This is a genomic window from Herbaspirillum sp. GCM10030257, from assembly GCF_042666555.1.
Classification (GTDB): Bacteria; Pseudomonadota; Gammaproteobacteria; order Burkholderiales; family Burkholderiaceae_D; genus Noviherbaspirillum.
Window position 1 is genome coordinate 259,403 of sequence record NZ_JBHTDH010000007.1, and the last position, 21,172, is coordinate 280,574.

22 protein-coding genes are annotated in these 21,172 nt (G+C 56.3%); 12 read left to right on the plus strand and 10 right to left on the minus strand.

From position 1 onward, the window contains the following. The first annotated feature begins 25 nt into the window (after nt 1–25). Nucleotides 26–934 (plus strand): LysR substrate-binding domain-containing protein, encoded by a 909-nt coding sequence (locus tag ACFQUU_RS13570; protein WP_382247902.1) that lies wholly within the window; start codon nt 26–28, stop codon nt 932–934. 252 nt (nt 935–1,186) lie between these two features. Here ACFQUU_RS13570 and ACFQUU_RS13575 read toward each other — a convergent pair whose 3' ends face one another. Together ACFQUU_RS13575 and ACFQUU_RS13580 are read right to left on the minus strand one after the other, a co-directional pair. Next, a complete protein-coding gene (locus ACFQUU_RS13575) occupies nt 1,187–1,672 on the minus strand; it encodes a nucleoside deaminase (protein ID WP_382247903.1) in 486 nt (161 codons plus the stop codon). Nucleotides 1,673–2,002: 330 nt separating this feature from the next. Then, entirely contained in the window at nt 2,003–2,896 is an 894-nt protein-coding gene (locus ACFQUU_RS13580) for a LysR family transcriptional regulator (protein WP_382247905.1), read from the minus strand. A gap of 254 nt (nt 2,897–3,150) precedes the next feature. Here ACFQUU_RS13580 and ACFQUU_RS13585 point away from each other — a divergent pair, with 254 nt between their 5' ends. The 5 genes from ACFQUU_RS13585 to ACFQUU_RS13605 all read left to right on the plus strand — a co-directional run bounded on the left by ACFQUU_RS13585 (nt 3,151) and on the right by ACFQUU_RS13605 (nt 8,484). Continuing rightward, complete coding sequence (locus ACFQUU_RS13585; RefSeq protein ID WP_382247907.1) at nt 3,151–4,338, plus strand: MFS transporter; 1,188 nt, start codon at nt 3,151–3,153, stop codon at nt 4,336–4,338. Nucleotides 4,339–4,351: 13 nt separating this feature from the next. Continuing rightward, the gene (locus ACFQUU_RS13590) at nt 4,352–4,867 is read left to right on the plus strand and encodes a cupin domain-containing protein (protein WP_382247909.1); all 516 of its coding nucleotides are present in this window, start codon (nt 4,352–4,354) and stop codon (nt 4,865–4,867) included. 18 nt (nt 4,868–4,885) lie between these two features. Next, nucleotides 4,886–5,683 (plus strand): carboxymuconolactone decarboxylase family protein, encoded by a 798-nt coding sequence (locus ACFQUU_RS13595; RefSeq protein WP_382247911.1) that lies wholly within the window; start codon nt 4,886–4,888, stop codon nt 5,681–5,683. Nucleotides 5,684–5,747: 64 nt separating this feature from the next. Continuing rightward, entirely contained in the window at nt 5,748–6,218 is a 471-nt protein-coding gene (locus ACFQUU_RS13600; RefSeq protein ID WP_382247913.1) for a (2Fe-2S)-binding protein, read from the plus strand. Between the two features lie 16 nt (nt 6,219–6,234). Beyond that, nucleotides 6,235–8,484, plus strand: coding sequence for a molybdopterin cofactor-binding domain-containing protein (locus tag ACFQUU_RS13605; RefSeq protein ID WP_382248007.1), 2,250 nt, complete (start codon nt 6,235–6,237; stop codon nt 8,482–8,484). Between the two features lie 154 nt (nt 8,485–8,638). Here ACFQUU_RS13605 and ACFQUU_RS13610 read toward each other — a convergent pair whose 3' ends face one another. Then, entirely contained in the window at nt 8,639–9,310 is a 672-nt protein-coding gene (locus ACFQUU_RS13610; protein ID WP_382247915.1) for an ankyrin repeat domain-containing protein, read from the minus strand. A 298-nt stretch (nt 9,311–9,608) separates the two neighbouring features. Here ACFQUU_RS13610 and ACFQUU_RS13615 point away from each other — a divergent pair, with 298 nt between their 5' ends. The 5 genes from ACFQUU_RS13615 to ACFQUU_RS13635 all read left to right on the plus strand — a co-directional run bounded on the left by ACFQUU_RS13615 (nt 9,609) and on the right by ACFQUU_RS13635 (nt 13,371). Continuing rightward, nucleotides 9,609–10,037, plus strand: a complete 429-nt coding sequence (locus tag ACFQUU_RS13615) for a nuclear transport factor 2 family protein (protein ID WP_382247917.1) — start codon at nt 9,609–9,611, stop codon at nt 10,035–10,037. 123 nt (nt 10,038–10,160) lie between these two features. After that, on the plus strand, nt 10,161–10,667 hold the full coding sequence (locus ACFQUU_RS13620; protein WP_382247919.1) for an RNA polymerase sigma factor: 507 nt from the start codon (nt 10,161–10,163) through the stop codon (nt 10,665–10,667). Next, nucleotides 10,664–11,470 (plus strand): anti-sigma factor family protein, encoded by an 807-nt coding sequence (locus tag ACFQUU_RS13625; protein ID WP_382247921.1) that lies wholly within the window; start codon nt 10,664–10,666, stop codon nt 11,468–11,470. Before ACFQUU_RS13620 ends, ACFQUU_RS13625 begins: the two co-directional genes overlap by 4 nt. Before the next feature lie 119 nt (nt 11,471–11,589). Then, a complete protein-coding gene (locus ACFQUU_RS13630) occupies nt 11,590–11,952 on the plus strand; it encodes a DUF305 domain-containing protein (RefSeq protein WP_382248009.1) in 363 nt (120 codons plus the stop codon). A gap of 24 nt (nt 11,953–11,976) precedes the next feature. Continuing rightward, entirely contained in the window at nt 11,977–13,371 is a 1,395-nt protein-coding gene (locus ACFQUU_RS13635) for a hypothetical protein (RefSeq protein ID WP_382247923.1), read from the plus strand. Nucleotides 13,372–13,640: 269 nt separating this feature from the next. Here the strand turns inward: ACFQUU_RS13635 and dmeF are convergent, their stop codons facing one another. The 5 genes from dmeF to ACFQUU_RS13660 all read right to left on the minus strand — a co-directional run bounded on the left by dmeF (nt 13,641) and on the right by ACFQUU_RS13660 (nt 17,759). Further along, nucleotides 13,641–14,639 carry a CDF family Co(II)/Ni(II) efflux transporter DmeF gene (gene dmeF, locus ACFQUU_RS13640; RefSeq protein ID WP_382247925.1) on the minus strand — a complete coding sequence of 333 codons (999 nt, stop codon included), beginning with the start codon at nt 14,637–14,639 and terminating at the stop codon, nt 13,641–13,643. A gap of 25 nt (nt 14,640–14,664) precedes the next feature. Next, nucleotides 14,665–14,841, minus strand: coding sequence for a DUF1289 domain-containing protein (locus tag ACFQUU_RS13645; protein ID WP_382247927.1), 177 nt, complete (start codon nt 14,839–14,841; stop codon nt 14,665–14,667). Nucleotides 14,842–14,850: 9 nt separating this feature from the next. Then, complete coding sequence (locus tag ACFQUU_RS13650) at nt 14,851–15,129, minus strand: metal/formaldehyde-sensitive transcriptional repressor (protein WP_382247929.1); 279 nt, start codon at nt 15,127–15,129, stop codon at nt 14,851–14,853. Between the two features lie 198 nt (nt 15,130–15,327). Beyond that, entirely contained in the window at nt 15,328–17,319 is a 1,992-nt protein-coding gene (locus ACFQUU_RS13655) for a TonB-dependent receptor (RefSeq protein WP_382247933.1), read from the minus strand. An 80-nt stretch (nt 17,320–17,399) separates the two neighbouring features. Continuing rightward, the gene (locus ACFQUU_RS13660; RefSeq protein ID WP_382247935.1) at nt 17,400–17,759 is read right to left on the minus strand and encodes a hypothetical protein; all 360 of its coding nucleotides are present in this window, start codon (nt 17,757–17,759) and stop codon (nt 17,400–17,402) included. Between the two features lie 275 nt (nt 17,760–18,034). On the opposite strand from ACFQUU_RS13660, the gene ACFQUU_RS13665 reads away from it, so the two are divergent. Next, nucleotides 18,035–19,243 (plus strand): MFS transporter, encoded by a 1,209-nt coding sequence (locus ACFQUU_RS13665; RefSeq protein ID WP_382247937.1) that lies wholly within the window; start codon nt 18,035–18,037, stop codon nt 19,241–19,243. Nucleotides 19,244–19,441: 198 nt separating this feature from the next. Here the strand turns inward: ACFQUU_RS13665 and ACFQUU_RS13670 are convergent, their stop codons facing one another. Next, nucleotides 19,442–19,825 carry a hypothetical protein gene (locus ACFQUU_RS13670; protein WP_382247939.1) on the minus strand — a complete coding sequence of 128 codons (384 nt, stop codon included), beginning with the start codon at nt 19,823–19,825 and terminating at the stop codon, nt 19,442–19,444. Between the two features lie 439 nt (nt 19,826–20,264). Beyond that, nucleotides 20,265–21,098: a class D beta-lactamase gene (gene blaOXA / locus ACFQUU_RS13675; RefSeq protein WP_382247941.1), complete on the minus strand. Its 834-nt coding sequence runs from the start codon at nt 21,096–21,098 to the stop codon at nt 20,265–20,267. Between the last annotated feature and the right edge of the window lie 74 nt (nt 21,099–21,172).

The window sequence follows — 21,172 nt, forward strand, 5'->3', positions numbered from 1 at the left end:
CCGAAAAGATCGTAAAGGACAGTCGATGGACTACTTCGCCTCAGTGCGCGCGTTTACCCGGGTGGTTGAATCCGGCAGCTTTGTGAAAGCTGCCGCCTCACTGGATTTGCCGCGTAACACGCTCACCAAGCAAGTACAGGCACTCGAGGCACACCTGCGTACGAAGCTGCTTAACCGTACGACGCGGCGTGTTTCGATGACTAATGATGGTGCCGCCTACTACGAGCGTATGTCGCGCATCATGGAGGAATGGGAGGAGGTTGAATCTGAACTCGCGCATGCCCAGGCAAGTCCGCGCGGACGCCTGCGGGTCGATATGGCCTCCGCAACCGCTACGCAACTGGTCATCCCGGCACTGCCGGCGTTTCATGCACGTTATCCTGATGTGCAACTTGACATTGGTGTCAGCGACAGGCCTGCGGATTTGATCAGTGAGCGGGTGGACTGTGTAGTTCGGGCAGGCAAGGTGACCGATCCGTCACTGATCGCGCGCCATGTTGGCGACCTTCCCTTTGTCGCCTGCGCCACACCCGACTATCTGAAGAAACACGGCAAGCCAAGCCACCCTGGAGACTTGGACGATAATTACATGCTGGTGCGTTATTTCTTCTCAGGGTCCGGGCGACAACTGCCGATTGAACTGGCGCGCGACGGGGAACGTGTGACCGTCAAGGGACGGCACTTCATCGCCGTTAATGACGGCAATGCCCTGCTTGCCGCCGCACTAGCCGGGCTTGGTATCGCGCACATGCCGGCATTCATCGTCCAGTCACATATCGATGCCGGGCGGTTGATACCGGTACTTGTCGATTGGACGGCCGACGTCATACCGATTTCGATCGTGTATTCACCGAACCGGCACCTGAGCACGCGGGTGCGCGTGTTTGTGGACTGGATGGTTGAGCTCTTCCGGGCCAGACCGCATACAAGTTGAAATACAAGGCATATTCATATATTGAATTCCAGGATATCCACGGGAATTCAATTGAACATGAAAGACGTCACTCGAAATACTGTGATGCAAAACGAGGGGCAGCTGCGTAGCAGCCGTCGTTCTCGATGCCCGGGTTAGGTCTCTTAGCCTTGTTGCACTTCAAGGTTGAAGCCACCAATGTCCACACCGCTATCGATGGCTGCGCCGATGAGTTTTTCAAATTCCTTCCTCTAACACTACCGACGGGACGCTTTAGCTATTGCGCCGATGGCGCCGATGAAGCTCCCGAACTTGCTCAGCGAGACCTGTGATCGGCCCCTCCACGGCAATGTTCGGCGCGATCTCCTGAATTGGAAAGGTCCGTATCCGGTTCGACGCCGGCACGCCCAGCTCGGCAAGCCAGTTATCCAGTTGTGCGGACGAGCTTACATAAACAATGCGCCCAAGACCGACCAGGCCGTGTGCGGCGGAGCACATCGGACAGTGCTCGCCCGAGGTATAGACAGTCGCCGTCGCTCGCTCCCCGGCGTTCATATTGGTCGCCGCCCAGCGCGCCAATTCGAACTCAGGGTGGCGAGTTAAATCACCCAGGGTCCTTACCCGGTTGCGATCCTCGGCAAGGACGCGCCCATCGGCGGCAACCAGCACAGAACCGAACGGCTCGTCTCCTGCCTCCAGCGCCTCCGTTGCCAGCTCGATGCAGCGGCGCAGATGTCGTAGCTCGGTATCGTTTGTCATGATGAACTCCTAATAAGGGACTTACGGATGCAGGTCAATCCTGCCGAACACGAGAAACCGTATTGAACGACGAGTTAAGAAGTTTCGACTCAACCACTTCAGCCACTCGCGCTTTTATCTTACAAGCGGTCATTTTTAAGCCTGACCTTACATGAAATAGGATGAAGAATATCGCGAATGGGAAAAGCGAGCTATGGATCCATACGGTTCAAGAGTTGCTGAGCCATAACGAGGTGTCCACAACCATGGTGTATGCGTACGTTCTGACGAAAGAGCTTATTCAAAGACGGCGTAAAAGCTTGCGAGCATGATGCATCTGCGGCGCAGACGCTAGCTGTGGTATCGAATCGCGTCGATCACTAGCTTCAATGCCCGAGAGGATTGCCGACGGCTCGGATAATACGCATGCAGTCCCGGAAACGCCGGGCACCAGTTCTCCATCACGCTCAGCAGGCGTCCATCCCGGACGTGAGGCCCGGCCATGTCCTCTGGAATAAAGGCCAGTCCACAGCCGCTGAGGGCTGCATTAAGCATCTGATACGCGCTGTTGCATGTAACCTGGCCGCTGACCCGTGCTTCCAGGTCGCGGTCACCGTCCCTAAGCTCCCACGCGTAAATGCCGCCATTGCCGGACAGGCGAAGCGTGATGCAATTGTGTTTTAACAAATCCCGAGTCGATGTCGGGATAGGTCGCCGGTCGAAATAGCCGGGAGACCCGACAATCATCATGGGGATGTCGGGAGTCAGTCGCACGGCGATCATGTCCTTTTCGACTTGATCCCCGTAGCGCACGCCGATATCGAAGCGTTCGGCGGCAATGTCGACCATGCGGTAGTCGGAGCTGATTTCTATCCGCAGATCCGGGTATTGCGGCAATATCTTCGCCAGGCGCGGCCATAGGACGGTGTCGATCACATGATCGATCGCGGTGATTCGGATGGTCCCGCTGGCCTTGTCTCCAAGCTCGCTCACGGCGGCGATTTCGGCGTCAATCTCTTCCAGACGCGGTGCCACTGTCTCGATCAGCCGTTCGCCGGCCTCAGTGGGGGAGACGCTGCGCGTCGTCCTTGATAATAAACGCACACCCAATCGGGCCTCAAGATCACGAACGATGTGGCTGAGGGCCGACTGGGACATGCCCAGTTTGGCCGCCGCCCGGGTAAAGCTGCGCTCTCTTGCTACCGCGAGGAACACAAGAATGTCATTGATGTTGTCGCGTGGCATTGCAGGCTAATCAAAGATTGCTGTATGCGGAAAAGTTTATCAGGTGAATCAATTCATGACAGATCATAGGGCAATCCCGTCGGGCATTCATGCACCCTATTCATAAGGGTATGCAATTTTCAATAGATTTTCAGTGTTCTTTAGCCGATATCATTTTCGCTTGATGTGGCTACCCGCTCGCCCAGCGCGAAAACTTCCTCGTACTGATTCCGCGACACGCGGCCAACCACGAACAATGTGCACGCAGGAGAGATATGACGACGTCCACAACCGAACTGATCATCTCGGGACGGCAGACATGGAGTGCCGTCGGCGCAATGGCGATGTGCGTGGCGATGCTGATCGCTTCGGAGTTCATGCCAGTCAGTCTGCTGACGCCGATAGCTGACGACCTCAATGCAACAGAAGGCATGGCGGGCCAGGCAATCTCCATTTCCGGTCTTTTCGCCGTCGGCACCAGTTTGATCATACCGACCGTCGCAAGTCACTTCGACAGGCGATCCGTGTTAATGGCGCTAACGGGACTCATGCTGGCCTCTCTGCTCCTGATCGCCGAGGCACCAAACTTCGCCGTGTTGATGGTAGCCCGCGCGCTCCTGGGCTTCACCATTGGCGGCTTCTGGGCGCTTGCCACGGCAACGATCATGCGCCTGGTCCCGAGAGACGACGTGCCCAAGGCGTTAGGGTTGATGTATATGGGAAACGCGGTAGCCACAGCGTTTGCCGCACCGATTGGCAGCTACCTGGGTGGCATCATTGGATGGCGGGGGGTGTTCTGGGCGCTTGCACCCATTGTTGTGTTGAACCTGATCTGGCAATGGGTCAGTCTGCCTCCCATACCGCCGCAAGCAGCGAATTCCTTGGGGAAAGTTCTTGGCTTGCTGAAACGTCGCAATGTGGCCTTTGCCATGTTGGGCGTCATGCTTACCTTTGCCGGCGCATTTGCAACCTTCACTTACCTGAGGCCTTTCCTTGAAACCTACACCCAGGTAACGGTGCCACAGCTCTCCTTGCTGCTCCTGGGGCTCGGTGTTGCCGGGTTTGCCGGTACTTACGGGGCAAGTGCCCTGCTCGGCCGACATTTATACCCGATGCTGAAATGGCTACCCATGGCGCTAAGTATCGTTACGATCATCATGCTGATCACGGGACACGAGCTATGGATGGTGGGACTGACGATGATTGTCTGGGGCGCCATCAACTCGGCCATTCCCGTGGCATGGTCCACCTGGTTGAGCCAAGGTATCCGCGACGACCCGGAAAGCGGCGGCGGATTGATCGTGGCTGCCATTCAACTCTCCATCATGCTTGGAGCAGCATTCGGCGGCTTGCTCCTGGACCATATGTCAATCGCCGCAACGCTGATCGGCGGAGCAATTCTTCTCATGCTGGCGTCCTTCACGGTTGGCGACGGTCAGCGCCTCAAAGGACAGCGTTCCTGATTTGGAGCAAGAAATGAAAAACCTTTCAATCACAGCACTCCCGCTTCTCCTGCTCGCCTGCGCCGGAGTCCATGCAAGCGATGCGGCCACGACAGGTGCCCCCACCTCCGGCGGCGAACAACACAAGACCTCGCAAACCATTACTCGTGCCGGCTCTCAGCCGTCAGCCAAGGGCCCGGCCGAATACTTTACCGGTAACGTGCGCGTCGACCCGCTCTTCCCGGCAAAGGACTCAGCGCCGGTTTCCGGCGGGCGGGTGACATTTGAACCAGGCGCCCGATCCGCGTGGCACACGCACCCCGCTGGGCAACACCTGATCGTTACCGAAGGGGTCGGCTGGACGCAGGAATGGGGAGGACCGGTTGCAGAAATTCGTGCAGGCGACGTTGTCTGGTGCCCGCCGGGCGTCAAACACTGGCACGGTGCGTCCCCTTCCACCTCCATGACGCATGTCGCCATTACCGGAACGGTCAACGGCAAGAACGTGGAGTGGCTGGAAAAGGTCACCGATACCCAATACCGCAAATGAGGATTGTCAGGTATGAACATGAAACGATTTTCCGCACTGGGTCTCGCTCTTGCAACCACAATCTCGCTGATCACCGCCCCGGCACAAGGACAGCAGCCGCAAACGAAACAAGTAGGAAAGACAATAGCACCACGTGGCGACATCGGGGCGGTTGCCCCGGCGCTTGAGAAATACGCGCAAGACCGTCTTTTTGAGGACGTATGGAAGCGCCCGGATTTGTCAGCGCGAGACCGCAGTGTCGTGACGCTGGCAGCGCTGATTGCGCGCAACCAGACGGCGGAGATGAAGTACCACGTCAACCTGGCGCTCGATCACGGCGTCAAGCCGGCCGAAATCTCGGAGATCATTACGCATCTCGCCTTCTACTCCGGATGGGGCAACGCCATGAGCGCAGTCAACGTGACGAAAGAGGTCTTCACGCAGCGCAAGATCGGCGCGAACCAGCTTCCACCTGCTTCGGAAAAGCTTCTCCCGCTTGACGAGGCCGCGGAAACGCAACGCGCCGCACGTGTCGAACAGGATTATGGTGCGGTGGCGCCGGGGGTCGTCCAGTACACCAGCGACGTCCTGTTCCGTGACCTGTGGCTCCGGCCCGCACTTGCATCCCGTGATCGCAGTCTGGTTACCGTCAGCGCCCTCATCGCGTCAGGACAGGTTGCGCAGATTCCGTATCACCTCAACAAGGCAATGGACAACGGCATGACGAAAGCGCAAGCCTCCGAGGTACTGACCCACCTCGCGTTCTACGCCGGATGGCCAAATGTCTTTTCCGCCTTGCCGGTCGCAAAAAGTGTCTTTGAAAAACGTCCCGGCTAGTACTGCTTGTCTGGTGCCGCCTGGCTAGTTCTGCTTAATAACGACGCCCATAACAGGAGCCTTTATGCCAACGATTAACATTAACGGCAAATCCGTCAACCTCAACGTTCCACCTGACATGCCCTTGCTATGGGCACTGCGCGACGTCGCCGGCATGACAGGGACCAAGTTTGGATGCGGCGTGTCCTTGTGCGGTGCGTGTACCGTCCACGTCGACGGAAAACCCATGGCTTCCTGCGTCACGCCTGTGTCCTCCGTTGTCGGCAAGGAAGTCGTGACCATCGAGGCGATCGGGCAGGATCCGGTAGGCCGGCGCGTACAGGATGCGTGGCAACAGATTGATGTGGTGCAGTGTGGCTACTGCCAGTCGGGACAAATCATGGCAGCCACTGCGCTGCTCAAATCAAATCCCCATCCAAGCGATTCCGATATTGATTCCGCAATGGCGGGCAACATCTGTCGCTGCGGCACCTACTCGCGCATTCGTGCCGCCATCAAAGTGGCGGCATCCGGCCCTCAGAAAAAGGATGCGTGACATGAAGCATCCTGGAATCAGCGAAGACACGAACGACGCCGAACCCGCGGGCGCGCCCGACTCGCAATCACGGCGAACGTTTCTGCGAGCGGGAACTGCGCTTGGGGGATCGCTGCTGATCGGCTTCACCCTGCCCGGCCGCGCCGAAGAAAAGAACCGCAACAAGCGCCCGCCAGAGAGTGCGGCAGGCAAGGCAGCAACCAATGCGTCCGACCGGGCTCCGGGCCTCGCGCACAATGCGTTCATCCGCATCGACCAATCAGGGCTGGTCACACTCATCATCCACAAGGTGGAAATGGGACAAGGCACTTTCACATCGATGCCGATGCTGCTTGCCGAAGAACTCGAAGTAGACCTCGGCAAGGTGAGGCTGGAACAGGCACCGGCAAACAACAAGCTGTATGCCGACCCGCTCCTGGGCGGCCAGGTCACCGGCGGCTCGACGTCCGTCCGCGGCGCGTGGGAACCCTTGCGCCAAGCTGGTGCCAAGGCACGCACCGTGCTCGTCGCGGCTGCGGCGCAGCGCTGGAATGTCGATCCCTCCACCTGCAATGCGCGGCTCGGCGTGGTGACCCACGTTCCGACAGGCCGAACGCTGCATTATGGCGAGCTGGTCGACGCTGCTGCAGCATTGCCTATGCCGGAAGAGGTGACGCTCAAGCCCGTGTCCGAATTCAGGCTGATCGGCAAACCGGTGCGGCGTCTCGATTCGCCGGACAAGATCAACGGCAGTGCTAAGTTCGGCATTGATGCAAGGCTGCCGGAAATGCTCGTTGCCACCGTGGCAAGCAGCCCCGTTCCGGGCGGACGACTGAAAGCGTTCGACGAAGCGAAGGCAAAGTCGGTGCCAGGTGTACGACGCATCCTCAAGCTCGACAATGCGGTTGCCGTGGCCGGCGATCATATGTGGGCTGCACGCCAGGGTTTGCAGGCGCTGGCGCCCACTTGGGAAGACGGTGCGCATGCAAGCGCTACCACCAAAACGATCGTCAGGGAGATGGCAGACAAGGCAGCGAAGTTGCCTGGTGCGGTGGCAAGAAACGATGGGCGGGCGGCGCAGGCAATTTCCGCTTCCAAGCGCAGGGTCGAGGCGGTGTATGAGATGCCCTTTCTCGCTCACGCGACGATGGAGCCGATCAACTGCACGGTGAAGGTAGAGGCAAACCGCTGCGACTTGTGGGTCGGAACGCAGGTGCCGGCCACGACGCAGGGCGAGGCGGCAAAGGTCCTGGGCCTTCCGACCGAGATGGTCGCGGTGCACAACCATTACATCGGCGGCGGGTTCGGCCGCCGTCTCGAAACCGATTTTTCGACACAGGCTGTGCAGTTCGCCCGCCAGATGAAGGGTACGCCCATCAAGTTCATCTGGACTCGCGAAGAAGACATCCAGCACGACATGTTCCGGCCTTACTACTACGACCGGATATCGGCGGCACTGGACGACAAGGGGATGCCGGTAGCGTGGATGCACAAGATTACCGGTTCGTCGATCATGTCCCGTTTCGCTCCGGAGGCGATGAAAGACGGCGTGGACTCCGACGCCGTCGAAGGGGCAAAAGACATGCCGTACGCCATCCCGAATGTACGGGTGGAATTCTTGCGTCACGAACCGCCGATAGCAACTGCGTTCTGGCGGGGTGTGGGGGCGACGCACAATATATGGGTGGTCGAAAGCTTCATCGATGAACTGGCTGCGGCAGCGAAGCAGGATCCCGTCGCCTACCGCAAGGTATTGCTTGATAAGGAGCCGCGCATGCGCCGCGTGCTTGAGCTCGCTGCAGCGAAGGCGGACTGGAGCAAGCCCATGCCGGACACCAAGGGCGCCAGAGCTGGACGCGGGGTGTCAGTGCAGTTTGCGTTCGGCAGCTACATGGCGCAAGTGGCGGAAGTTTCAGTCGATGCGGAAGGGCAAGTGCGGGTCCATCGCATTGTCTGCGCAGTGGATTGTGGTCAGGTCGTGAATCCCGACACGGTCGTGGCGCAGATCGAAAGCGGTGTCATCTTCGGCCTCAGCGCGGGGCTCTGGGGCGAGATCACACTCGACAAAGGCCGTGTACAACAATCCAACTTTGGCGATTACCGCGTAATGCGTATCACTGAAGCGCCGCGGGTGGAAGTGCATATCGTGCCGAGCAGCGATAAACCCGGCGGCATTGGCGAACCCGGCACATCGGCTGTCACACCAGCGCTGACGAACGCAATTTTTGCAGCGACAGGAAAGCGCTTGCGGAAATTGCCGGTTGCCGAACAGTTGAAGAAGGCTTGACTCTAGTGGCATCGATGCTTTTTCATTCCGTATGCGCGAAGAAAAACATCTATGCCTGATTGAAAAAGGCGGCGGTCAAATGGCATTGGCCGCAATGATTTCCTGGAAGGAGTTCAACTCCCCTGCCCTGAGGTCGCAGTAAATCTGCTTGCTGTCAGCGCGCGCCTGCCCGGACCAGGATATCTTCTATGGCCTTGAAGCCGCGCCGGCGGGCATGCTGGAGCGATGTGACGCCATTGCCGTCAGCGATGTTGACATCGGCCTTCGCTTCAACCAGCAGTCTCACGACCTCCGTATGGCGTGGTCCGCCGTTTCCCAGGATGATCGCCTCAAGCAATGCTGTCCATTGCAGGTTGTTCACGTGGTTCACATCCACGCCGGCGTCGATCAATATGCGTACGGTGTTGACGAGACCCCGCTCCGCGGCGGGGATGAGTGCCGTGCCGCCATAGCGGTTCGTGCTTTTCAGGTCCGCGCCATGGTCCAGGGTCATCTTCAGGATCTCGTTATGCCCGCGTGCGCCGGCATAAAGATAAGGGCTGTCGTGGATGCCGTCCTTTGCGTTGACGTCGGCACCGGCCTGAATGAGTACTCTGGCGGCGTCCACCTGATTGTTGTGCGTGGCGACCAGCAATGCGGTCGCACCGTTCTCGTCCCGGCCGTCGATTCTGGCTCCCTTGTTGAGCAGAGTATGGAGCATCGCTACATCGCCCTTTCTTGCAGCGGCATGCAGCTGCGTTTCCTGCGCCCAGACGCTGGCCGCGGCGGTCAGCAGCAAGAGGGCAATCATGTACCTGGCGAAGGCGGGCATTTTTTCCAGCGACATTCCTTGACTCCTTTATCTTTACCAAATTGTGAAACCGGTCTTGTATTTTGCACCTACTGCGAAAAGCCTGACTAGCCGCTTTTCAGCAGTTTGCCGGTCAAGTTTTCAGTCTTTACTGCCTGCTCTCATCCTCTTCGGCTGGCTAATCAATGAACTGATGTTTTAATTACCGGATGACTACCTTCGCCGGCAACTCTATAAAATCTTTTGAAGTGAATGGAATAAAACGGCAGCGGTTCCGTATACCCAGTTGTAGGCCTGCAAACTACAACCTATTTTTTCAAAAAGGATCGCCACCATGAAATCCATATTAACCGCTTCTGCCCTGTTGCTGGGCTTGATCGGCAGCGCGATTGCCAGCCCGGCTGAAGATGCTGCAAGGACACATTTTGCTGCCATTGGCTCGGGCGATACCCAGGTATTGCTACGCGGTTATGCCGACAACGCCCAGTTGAACTGGGTGGGTGGACCGCTGGATGGCACCTATACCGGCAAGGACAGCATCCGCGCCGTCTGGGAGAAGTTTGGCAAGGCCGGCCCGCTGAAGGTGACCATCAGCCAGATGGAAGAATCCATCAATCCCAAGGGCTCGACAATTACCTCCAACGTCTTATTTGAAGGCAAGATGCCCATCAAGGTGCGCTACGTATTGACCTACCGCGATGGTCTGCTTGTCAACGAAACCTGGCAAATCGATCCTAAACTGAATGTAGCGTCTGCCTATTGAAGCCCGCCAACGCCAAACCAAGGGTTCCACTTGGTACCCTGGCTCACCCGACGAGGAGATCCGCCATGGAAGCGATGCATCAATTATTGAGTCGATAGACATTGAAGCTTGAACGGGTCACACATGGAAGATAAGAGCGCTCACTTGGTTGCCTGCATTCCCCGGCTGCGCCGTTACGCGCGGGCGCTGCTGGGTAACCGCGCAGCGGCTGATGATCTGGTACAGGACACGATGGAGCGTGGCTGGAGCAAGCTATCTTCGTGGCGGCCCGGCAGCGACATGCGTGCCTGGCTGTTCGGCATCATGCATAACCTCTACATCGACCAGTCCCGCAAGGCGCTCCTTCCGACAGAAGCGCTGGACGAGCAGACGCCGGAGCCGGCCGTCAATGCAACCCAGATGGTTGGTCTGGAAATACGGGACATGGAATCGGCACTACGAATGCTGCCTGCCGAGCAGCGGGAAATCCTGCTGCTCGTCGCACTGGAGGAAATGAGCTACGAAGACATCGGGGCAACATTGGGCATTCCCATTGGAACCGTCATGTCGCGTCTGTCTCGCGGTCGGGAGCGCCTGCGGGCCATCATGGAAGGACGTCCGCTTGTAACGCCATTAAAGGTCGTCAAATGAACCAGAACACCGTTACTGAAGCGGATCTGCATGCATATGTCGACGGTTTGCTGCCGGCATCACGGCGCGCCGACATCGAGGCATATCTCGCCGCACGACCCGGCGAGGCCGAGCGCTTGCAGACATATCGCCGGCAAAAGGAAGAGTTGCGCGCCTTGTTCAATCCCGTACTGGACGAACCGATTCCATCGGCACTGGTCGTCCGGCCTGCATCGATCCGGCATCGCTGGCTGAAAGGAAGCCAGCGGATTGCCGCCGGACTGGCGATCGCCTTCGCTGGTGGGCTGGCAGGCTGGTTTTTACATGCGAACGTGCCCGCCTCGATGCTGGCGCGGGGAACGATGCCTGCGCAGCCGGAAAGCATCAAGGTTTCGGCACTGGCCCGCCAGGCGGCCATCGCACATGTGGTGTACAGCCCGGATGTACGCCATCCGGTCGAGATCGGCGCAGACCAGGAAGACCAGCTGGTTACCTGGTTATCGAAGCGGCTCGGCACGCCAATACGGCCACCCAAGCTCGGCAAGTTGGGTTATGAGTTAATCGGTGGCCGGCTGCTGCCTGGCCAGAGCGGACCGGTAGCGCAGTTCATGTACCACGATGCCGCTGGCCAACGACTCACGCTCTATGTGTCGACCGAACAGGCGCACAACAGCGATACCGGTTTTCGCTTTGCGCAGGAAGGTCCTGTCAACGTGTTCTACTGGATCGACGGCAAGTTCGGGTATGCGTTGTCGGCCGGGATTGGCAAGGCGGAACTGACCCGCATCGCCACTGCGGTGTACGAACAATTGGAGAAAAGCTGATGATCCCCAGGACAAGTGCCATCGCGACTGCGAAAACGCAGCCCGTAGCGCGAACTCTCATGACGATGATCACGCTTGCCATACTGGCGCTGCCTGCCATGGCACAGCAAGCCCAACACATGCAACATCATCACAATCATCATGCCGCACAGTCTCATGCTGCCCAGCCGGTGGCCCCGCCCCCGGCATTCGTCGCCAGCACCGCGAAACCGTTTTCCAGCTTGATCGACGATGCCATGGCAGTGATGGACGACGGCATGAAACGCGCGCCCATGGACGGCGTGGCGGAGCATGACTTCGTGACCATGATGATTCCGCACCATCAGGGCGCCATCGACATGGCAAAGGCCGTGCTGCTCTATTCGACAGCCCCGGAAATGCAAAACCTGGCGCGAGGAATCATCACCGAGCAGCAGAACGAAATCCGCATCATGCAGGCATGGCTGCAGCGCTACCAGGCAAAAAAAGCGAAGCACCGGTAAATCCACCATCAATAGGAAAAACCCATGAACACATTTCCACAATTTGTGGCCATATCCGCCGGCGTGCTGTTTGTTAGTGCTGCGTGGGCGCTGCCCGGCAGCCAGGACAGGGTGTACACCGCCGACCAGAACAGCAACACTATCTCGGTAGTCAATCCTGCCAACAATACGTTGCTGGGTCAGATCAAGCTGGGCAACCAGCGCCCCGATATTCTGTCACCGCTTTACAAAGGCGAAATCAACGTACATGGCCTTGGTTTCTCGCCAGACCACAAGACGCTGATCGCTGTGTCCAATGGCTCCAACTCCGTGACCTTCATCGACACCGGCACCAACAAGGTCAAGGGCATTGCCTATATTGGTCGGTCGCCGCATGAGGGTTTCTTTACCGCGGACGGCAAGGAAGTCTGGGTGGTCGTACGCGGAGAAAATTATATTTCGGTAATCGACCCGAACACGTACAAGGAAACCGGTCGTATCGAGACGGCACCGGGACCGGGCATGGTGCTGTTCCATCCTGACGGCAAACTCGCGTTTGCGGTATCGAGCTTCACTCCTGAAGTCGATGTGATCGACGTCGCTTCCCATCGAATCGTCAAGCGCATTCCCGTGGTGAGCCCGTTCTCACCGTTCCTGCAGTTTACGCCGGACCATAAGGAAGTCTGGATGACACACAAGGATGTCGGCAAGGTGACGCGCATCGATGCCAACACACTCGAGGTCAAGGGCGTGCTCGACACTGGCATGATCACCAATCACCTGGGGTTCGCCAGGACGGCTGCGGGCACGCTCGCCTATGTCACGGTCGGTGGCGAAAACGCCGTCAAGGTGTTTACTACGGAAAATGTGCCGAAACTGTTGACGACGATTCCGGTGGGTGCCTTACCGCATGGCATCTGGGTGTCCGACGATGGCAGCCGCATGTACGTCGGCCTGGAAAACGGCGATGCAGTGGACGTGATCGACACTGCCGCCAATAAAGTGGTTGCGAGAGTGCCCGTCGGCCAGGCGCCGCAGGCGTTAGTGTATGTGTCGAATGCAGCATCCGCAGGTGATGGCACGGCGAAACTGATATCCCGGGTGAACCTCGATCCGGTCAACATCGCATTGAAGCCGGTATCCGGCAGCGGCAAAGGATTCATCGTGGCGCGCAACCTCGGCGTGATCGATTCGCTTGAAGTCTCACTGTTCAACCTCAAGGCCGACACGGTCTACAGCGTCTATGTGAGCGGTCAGACTACGCCGGTGGCCAGTTTCAAGACCAATCCCAAGGGAATGGCCAACGGCACAGCTATCGGTCCGTTGCGTGAAGTCACCACCACACTGTCTTCGAAGGAAGCGCCGCAGAGCCGAATTCTCGTCATGGAGAGCGACGCCGCGGCAGATGCGTCAAAGGCCGTGCTGGTCAACGCGATGTAGAAAAGAAGCAGGAGTCGTCAATCGACAATCTCTACATTGGACGTCCTGTGCCCACTATCAGCCGGGGCTGACAATGCACCACGCGACCGATGCCATTGTATTCCGCACCTGTGTTAATCAAGTGTTGGTACCGACCTTATGATACGGGGATGTCGTGGTCTGGACCAGTTTCAGTGCCGATAATTGGGCGAATCACACGGGGACAAGCGGCTCAAACTAGGAATCCCGGTTGCGTTACTTTCCCCGTGATCTGACGTGCATCTAAAGGTTCACACCGTAGGGCGGTGATGAATTTCAATTGTGGAATGCACGATTTCTTCATGGACTGCAAGATTGTCACGAATCTGACTCGCCGTAAGATTCGCGTCGTGAGTGAGTACACTCAGAGCGCACGAATAAGCCTGCCGGCCAACTCGCCAGACGTGCAAGTCAACCAGCTTCGTCGGTCCATTTTCGACGTTGCTCTCGACTACCTCGCGAATTTCCGCGACAACAGGTGCATCCATCTCGCGGTCCAAAAGCACCTTACCGGCATCCACAATCAGATTCTTCGCCCAGACCGCCACCAGTACGGCGCCGATGATACCCATGACCGGGTCCAGCCATGCCCAGCCGTACAACCAGCCTCCCACGAGTGCGGCAATCGCAAGGACCGACGTAGCGGCATCTGCAATGACATGCACGTAAGCCGATTTGAGATTGAGGTCGTGATGATGATGTCCACCATCGGCGTCGTCATGGTGATGTCCATGGTCGTGACCGCTCCCATGGTGGTGGCCTTGCTCGCCGTGATGATGGTGAGCTCCGCCGAGAATGAACGCACATACGACATTCACTACCAAACCAACCACGGCGATGATAATCGCATCGCGATAGTAGATAGGCTGTGGAGAAAAGATTCTCTCGACAGAACTGAATGCCATCAAAGCGGCAATCCCAAGCAGGAACACGGCGCTGGTATATCCCGCCAATATCTCGATTTTCCAAGTGCCGAACGCAAACCTCGGGTCCTTGGCGTACTTGCGAGCCGCCGAGTAAGCGAAGGCGCTCAGTCCTATAGCAAGGGCATGGGAGCTCATGTGCCAACCGTCGGCAAGAAGCGCCATCGAGTTATACCACCAGCCAGCAATAATTTCGACGACCATCATGACTGCGGTAATCCACATGACGAGCCGCGTGCCGCGTTCGGCCACAGGGCTGCCCTCATCAAAGATGTGGTCATGACTCCAGCCGGAAAACGCGTTGTCGTGATTTCTTGCGTTACTCATATTGTTTCCTCTATCGCAGGCTTGCTCACTTGCATGCCAGCTTTCTTTCGCGACGCGCGCGCTCGTTGAGAATCTGATGACGGCGATGGTCGCTCATCTTTTTCCAGTCTCGTGCCTCAGTGAGTGTTCGAAGACATCCGGTGCAGATTCCGGTTCTGCCATCGAACTTGCACAGTTCAATGCAGGGCGATTTGGCAGCCATAGGGTCAACCTACTTCAGATAAGTCCGGATGACGCCGATCAGTTCGTCGACGCCCTTGGTTCGCTCGGCGTCGCTTTGAATTGCCGGATTGGCCACATGTTCGCGAATATGGTCTTCGATGACCTCAGCCATTAGTCCATTCATTGCGCCACGCGTGGCCGCCAGAAGCTGCAACACTTCTGAACAACCGCTCTCGGCTTCCAGGGCTCGTTCAAGCGCCTCAATTTGGCCGCGAATTCGTCGCACCCGGGCAAGTAACTTAGCCTTTTCTTTGGTCGTGTGAGCCAATGATTTCCCCAATGCAGCATATATACTATAGGGGGGTATAGTATCACGCAAAGCATAATCTATATCTAAGCCGTTGCAACCCAGACTCCAATATCTTGGAGCGCGCCCTACAACGTCGTATAGGGCGCTCTTTCTGCAATAATTCTTGAGAGGTAAGTCCTCAAGAACTAAATCCGCTCAACGCATGTAGTTTTTCGCTCAAAACTGTGTGCGTACACCAAGCACTAGGCTACGGCCTGGACGCGGCGCGACATCTTTCAGAAGCGACGTTGAAAGTCGGATTTCTTCGTTTAATAGATTTCTTGCAATGGCAAACCACGTTACTTGATTTGCACCATAACGCTGGGTATAAGACAGGTTTGCGTCTAACAGGGTATAGCCAGCCGTCGGTGTTGTTTCAAACGACGCCAGGCGGTCTTGCCGCTGAGCTCGCACAAGTGTTGCGCCGCTTCTCCATGCTCCCTGCCTGTGCCCGACATCAACACCTATCCGTGTCGCTGGTTGCAACGGAAGGTTTCCTGCGCCGTCCAATCGTCCATGCGAAGTGTCTGCGAATACACGCCCTGAGAGGCCTTGACCACGCGCGTTATAGCTGAGCTCGGCCTCTGCTCCACGAATGGTAGCGTCTGCCTGGCTATAGATGCGTTCGCTGAACTCGTCGCCAGGATTGCCTTCATCATCGAACAGATTTCCGGTAATCTGCCCGTACACAAAGTTCTTTACGCGGTTCTGGAAAATGTTGGCTTTCCAGCGCACGAGGCCCGAAGTCTTTTGCAATGTCAGTTCAAGGTTACGGGACGTCTCTTTGTTTAGGAGCGCATTACCACGGTCCAATGTCTCGGTAGCGTGGTGAGGCCCGCTCGAATACAGTTCCTCTGTCGAAGGCGCCCGTTGGGCGATTGAAAAGGTCGGTCCGAATTCGAATCCAGGGGCAAATGTCCACAGGCCGCCTATTGAATAGGACGACAGATTGAAGGAGCGGTCTTGCCCGGTGTCTGGCTCTCTCTTGACCTTTTCTAGGCGCAGGCCGGCATTCATTCGTACCGGACCGAACTCCTTTTCTTCAACCAGAAAACCTGCAAAAGACCTGGATTTTGTCGCCGGCACAGTGTTTGGACCGCCATCGGCACTGAGCGCAGAGAAATCAGAATTTTCAGTCTGGAAACCAAAGGTGCCTCGCCATCCCGCAATGGGTTTGTGCGTAAGCTCCCACCGTGAGTCGAAAGCGTCGTTTGAGAAATTGGTTTCTGCAATGCCTTCCAGATCAAACTCGGTATGCTTGTAATCGGTATTGCCGAACTTGACCCGGAAGGTGTCGAAACCAGATAGTGGCTCTTTCACTAATGCGTCTATGTCATAGCGCATCTGCTCCAAGTGAATCTGCGCACCTTCTTCCGTTGGAATGCCATACCGACTATTGAACGCACTCACTGACGCGCCGATATGCCCCCATGTACCAACATGAGAGGCACCGAAGCCGAGACTGTTTTGGCGCGCGTAAGAATTGGGCAAGCGCCCGGATGCCGATGTCGGATCTCCAAGGACCGCGAACCCTGGAATCTTGTAGTCGCTTGCATCGCGTATGCCGCCGTCCACGTGCAAGCCAATCTGGCCGGCTGAACCGTCTACGGAGAACGATAGTGCCTTAGAATTATCGGCTGTTCCATAACGAGCCTCGACCTCGCCAGTCGGGCGCTCTTCAAGACGGGTTGGGATGCGTTCATTGACTACATTCACCAAACCACCAATAGCACCCGACCCGTACAGCAAAGCTGCTGGGCCTCGTAGAATCTCTATTTGACGCGCGGTCGCGGACTCCGTACCAACCGCATGATCTTCGGAGATGGTCGAAATATCCGAGACGCCCATCCCGTTTTCCATAATCCGAACGCGCGGTCCGCCAAGGCCTCGAATAATGGGTCGAGAAGAACCGGCCCCAAAACTGGAGGTCGAAACCCCTAATTCATGCGACAAGGTATCTCCGAGCGAGCCTTCTAGCTTATTGCGCAGTTCATTCCCTGAAAGAACCCGCACGGGGGCGAGAATTTGTGCAGTTTCCGGAGCGTTGAAAGGTGTGGCTGTGACAATGACTTCAGGAAGAGTCTGTTCCTGTTGGGCATAAGATGCGGTTGTTACCCCGGCGAGCGCGGCCAATACCGCCCTAGCCAGCAGAGTGCGTTGCACGTGCATGGTGAGTCCTAAAAATTGATTCAAAAAGTCTGAAGCGGCCTCAATAATGAGGTCGCATAATGTGTTGCTTTACTTTGAAATCAACCTAAAGGCGGTGCACGGGAGTGAAAATGACCAAAAAATACGGCATTCCAAGAAGAATCCGTTGCTCGTGTTTCTCTTGCCTGAGCATAGGTCAGAAGCGCAACTATCGACGTTGCACTGAGCAGTGCTACCCCGAGCGCAGCGGCATCAAACGCATTACATGAATGCGAGACGCTTTTGTCTAGCGCTCCTTTTCCTTCACTCTTTTGAATACTAAGGACGATATCGTCCTGCCCAAGTGTCGAATGCTCAATACGATGTGCAAGCCCAACCCATTGAGCGAACAGGACTCCCCATACCAGAAACATGACGGTATAGAGTCTTATTTGCTGTGGGAACAGTCGTTTATAGGACATGTAGAATTGGACAAGGACGCGCAGGGATACCAATTTATGCAACTCAGTTGCAATATTGTAGCATTTTATCCATTCAAAATATGATCGGTACGTTCATCGCTCTGTTAGTCTTACGGACCTTTGCTCGACCAATTTCGTTGCTCAAAACTTGGGTTCTCCTCTGTGATTCGACCGAGTCACCGATTCGGCTGCCACCGCAAAAAGAGGATTTGCTCGGAATGAGCTACTAGTTCAATGTCTGTATCGTGCCCTCTCCTTATCATCGCCAGCGGCAAATGAACTTAACGTTATTGCGTAGAGTCCTCTGGACAAGAGGGTTACGTGCGTTCGCCGATGGCTACGTCAGCCTGATGTTACCGCTCTACCTGATTTCCCTCGGAATGGGGCCGTTTCAAGTCGGTGTCATTGCTACGGCGACGCTGCTCGGGTCTGGTATTTGCACGCTTCTTGTAGGCCTGTACGCCTGGCGTTTCCAGTATCGAAGCCTGCTTCTGATGGCAGCATTATTGATGGCAGCAACGGGGTTAGGTTTCGCCGCAATCACCAACTTCTGGCCATTGTTGATCGTTGCCGCCGTGGGCACGCTGAATCCGTCAAGCGGCGACGTGAGCGTCTTTCTGCCGCTTGAACATGCGCTCATATCCCAAAGCGTCAATGACAACGAACGGACAGCCGTGTTCGCTCGCTATAGTCTGGTCGGTGCGCTCCTCGCCGCCCTAGGTGCACTATTCGCCGCAGTGCCTGACTACCTTGTTATCTCACATGAGGTGGACAGGAAGGTCGTCATGCAGCTCATGTTTATCCTCTACGGTATTATCGGGCTGGTATGCGGGTTCATTTATCGTAGTGTCCCGCATCGCGTTGAATTAGAAGGTCGTGCACAGCCAGCACCGCTACGCAAATCAAAGCGTATCGTCTACATTCTAGCGGCGTTGTTCAGCCTCGATGCGTTTGGTGGCGGGTTCGTTGTTCAGTCACTGGTTGCACTATGGCTGTTTCAGAAGTTCGAGCTATCCACGGTGGTAGCCGGAACAATCTTCTTCTGGACCGGGGTGCTTTCAGCATTCTCGTATCTCGTCGCCGCAAGGATCTCGAACCGCATTGGCTTGGTGAACACTATGGTGTTCACGCACCTCCCGGCGAACATCCTGTTGGTTCTCGTTCCATTTATGCCAACCCTGGAATGGGCGATTGCTCTGCTACTGGTCAGAAGCGCGCTATCGCAGATGGACGTGCCTACGCGCAGTTCGTACGTGATGGCTGTCGTGAATCCTGAGGAACGTGCAGCCGCTGCAAGTGTAACGGCTGTCCCGCGCAGCCTAGCTTCCGCGGTAAGTCCCATGCTTGCTGGTTATCTACTAGGCGTATCGGTTTTTGGATGGCCACTTGTAATAGCGGGCGGTCTGAAGATTATCTACGACTTGCTATTACTTACTACCTGCCGCAGGTTTCCTCCACCCGAGGACGCTTCAACGCGCAGTTAACGCATCTCGGCCACTCTCCGCTCCTTAGCCGGCGAATACTCGGTGGCCTTGCGTGACAAGCACTCCTGACGTCGCATTACTCACTCATCGGTTTGGCCGGTTACCCGGATCTGGATCATGTCCGCGAGCTGCCCAATGCAAATTAGTTGTTTTCCATATGCCTCATCAAGCATAGCAGCGTCAACACACTACCTCTGCTTAGCTCCCTTGCGCGGCGATCACCTCTCGCAGTCCGCGACGTAGCACCTCTGCAGCCTCGTCCTTGCCTACTTTTTCCGCAAGACTGCCCAAGTCAGTGAACTGGGTAGCACCCAGCGCTTTAGCAGCAGCACGCAGGCCGTGCACGATCGCTGGCGAATAATGATATCGGCCTTTGGTATCGAGCAGTATAAAGAATGGTAGTTTGCCGGCCGTAGGTTTTGATCGCACAAATTGCAAAAGCTCAAACACGGATCCTTCGGCGAAATGCACACCGCAGACAACCGCAGCCACATCGTCGCCAATAGCAGCATATGCCGCTTCAAGCGTATGGCAGAACACCAGATTGAATTCATCTCCAAGAATCGCATGCGCGAGTGGCATGTCTGCTTCTCGAAGTGCAATAACAATTTTTGATTGATTGCGCTGGCTAGTCATGCTCAGAAATAATCCATTGTTTGTCCCGGCTATGCCGTTAAGGCAGGTGCCACGCATCTGCCGTTGTCGACCTCGTCAGCGGAACAATCGATTTGCTGTCCTTTTGCCGAAAGAACGAATATATGCGCCTTGCGCAAGAGTTGCAAATACCATAAACATGAGGAGGGGGTTCGATGACTTCGAAAAGTGATATCTGTTTCGGCAGCGGCGCAATGACGGCACCGATCCGAAACACGGCCAGTGACGACCGAGTACGCATCGGAAATATGTAAGCCGGACAAGAGAATGCCTCCACGGCGCCGAAAACCGAAATAGTCGCACTTCAGGCTGATTAAAGGATTACTCGCATTTGTATAAATCCTTTTCCATGGAGGCACGTGCTTTACTAAATTAGGCCTAGATCGCGAAGGCCAGCTTTTATGATTGATAGTCTTGCCTGGGCATCTTCAGGCTTCTTGATGTCGATGTTAATCGCAAAAAAATACACTCTTTCCGCGCGTTCCAGATAGCCCACAAACCATCCAACTTGAGATACAGTAGGATCACCCATTCCAGCCCAGCCTGACTTTCCGCTAAGTCGATAGTCTGGGGTTTGCTCCAGTACCAGGATATCCTTGACGGTCTGGGTCGTACGTTCGGAAACACCCAGTTTCCCGTCATAGAAGCGTTGTAAGAACTTGATTTGTTCGTCGGCAGAAATCCGCAATCCGCCTCTGAGCCAAAACTGGTCGATTCCACCGGAAATGTTCTGGTTGCCGTAGTCGAAACGGTCCACGTACGACTGCATGCGCTCCGGGCCAATCCGACGGGCAAGTTCCTTGTAATACCAAACCACTGAGCTGGACAACGCTGTTCGTAGCGTGTGGTCTTGTGCCCATACCGGAGGCCACCAGGACTGTCGAGGGACAAGCATGCTATCCCATTTAAGGGAAAAATCCGCACCTGTAGCCACCCCGGTTTCCAGAGCGATTATAGAATTGGGGATCTTATAGGTCGAGGCCGGCAAAAAGCGTGTCCGGGCCCGTTCTGGGTTGTAGCGCAAGGTTTTTCCGGACTGCGCATCCAAAAGTACAAAGGTCCCCTGCACATTGGCCTTCTGAAATAGAGGCGAAAAATCATAGCGTTCGATGCGAGCATCGACAGCGTGAGCGACGTTGGCGGCTATCAAGGCGATACAGGAGATCGTCATCCCCCATGACAGGCGAGCGAGTGTTTTCATAGTATGTCCTCTGCAAATATATTCGAATGATGTTGTAGTTGAGCCCAACGTGAGCGGAATCTTAGGCTGCAAAC

Coding starts and splice junctions, on each gene's coding strand:
- ACFQUU_RS13570 (WP_382247902.1), top strand. CDS start 26: ATGGACTACTTCGCCTCAGTGCGCGCGTTTACCCGGGTGGTTGAATCC.
- ACFQUU_RS13575 (WP_382247903.1), bottom strand. CDS start 1,672: ATGACAAACGATACCGAGCTACGACATCTGCGCCGCTGCATCGAGCTG.
- ACFQUU_RS13580 (WP_382247905.1), bottom strand. CDS start 2,896: ATGCCACGCGACAACATCAATGACATTCTTGTGTTCCTCGCGGTAGCA.
- ACFQUU_RS13585 (WP_382247907.1), top strand. CDS start 3,151: ATGACGACGTCCACAACCGAACTGATCATCTCGGGACGGCAGACATGG.
- ACFQUU_RS13590 (WP_382247909.1), top strand. CDS start 4,352: ATGAAAAACCTTTCAATCACAGCACTCCCGCTTCTCCTGCTCGCCTGC.
- ACFQUU_RS13595 (WP_382247911.1), top strand. CDS start 4,886: ATGAAACGATTTTCCGCACTGGGTCTCGCTCTTGCAACCACAATCTCG.
- ACFQUU_RS13600 (WP_382247913.1), top strand. CDS start 5,748: ATGCCAACGATTAACATTAACGGCAAATCCGTCAACCTCAACGTTCCA.
- ACFQUU_RS13610 (WP_382247915.1), bottom strand. CDS start 9,310: ATGTCGCTGGAAAAAATGCCCGCCTTCGCCAGGTACATGATTGCCCTC.
- ACFQUU_RS13615 (WP_382247917.1), top strand. CDS start 9,609: ATGAAATCCATATTAACCGCTTCTGCCCTGTTGCTGGGCTTGATCGGC.
- ACFQUU_RS13620 (WP_382247919.1), top strand. CDS start 10,161: ATGGAAGATAAGAGCGCTCACTTGGTTGCCTGCATTCCCCGGCTGCGC.
- ACFQUU_RS13625 (WP_382247921.1), top strand. CDS start 10,664: ATGAACCAGAACACCGTTACTGAAGCGGATCTGCATGCATATGTCGAC.
- ACFQUU_RS13630 (WP_382248009.1), top strand. CDS start 11,590: ATGCAACATCATCACAATCATCATGCCGCACAGTCTCATGCTGCCCAG.
- ACFQUU_RS13635 (WP_382247923.1), top strand. CDS start 11,977: ATGAACACATTTCCACAATTTGTGGCCATATCCGCCGGCGTGCTGTTT.
- dmeF (WP_382247925.1), bottom strand. CDS start 14,639: ATGAGTAACGCAAGAAATCACGACAACGCGTTTTCCGGCTGGAGTCAT.
- ACFQUU_RS13645 (WP_382247927.1), bottom strand. CDS start 14,841: ATGGCTGCCAAATCGCCCTGCATTGAACTGTGCAAGTTCGATGGCAGA.
- ACFQUU_RS13655 (WP_382247933.1), bottom strand. CDS start 17,319: ATGCACGTGCAACGCACTCTGCTGGCTAGGGCGGTATTGGCCGCGCTC.
- ACFQUU_RS13660 (WP_382247935.1), bottom strand. CDS start 17,759: ATGTCCTATAAACGACTGTTCCCACAGCAAATAAGACTCTATACCGTC.
- ACFQUU_RS13665 (WP_382247937.1), top strand. CDS start 18,035: ATGAACTTAACGTTATTGCGTAGAGTCCTCTGGACAAGAGGGTTACGT.
- ACFQUU_RS13670 (WP_382247939.1), bottom strand. CDS start 19,825: ATGCCACTCGCGCATGCGATTCTTGGAGATGAATTCAATCTGGTGTTC.
- blaOXA (WP_382247941.1), bottom strand. CDS start 21,098: ATGAAAACACTCGCTCGCCTGTCATGGGGGATGACGATCTCCTGTATC.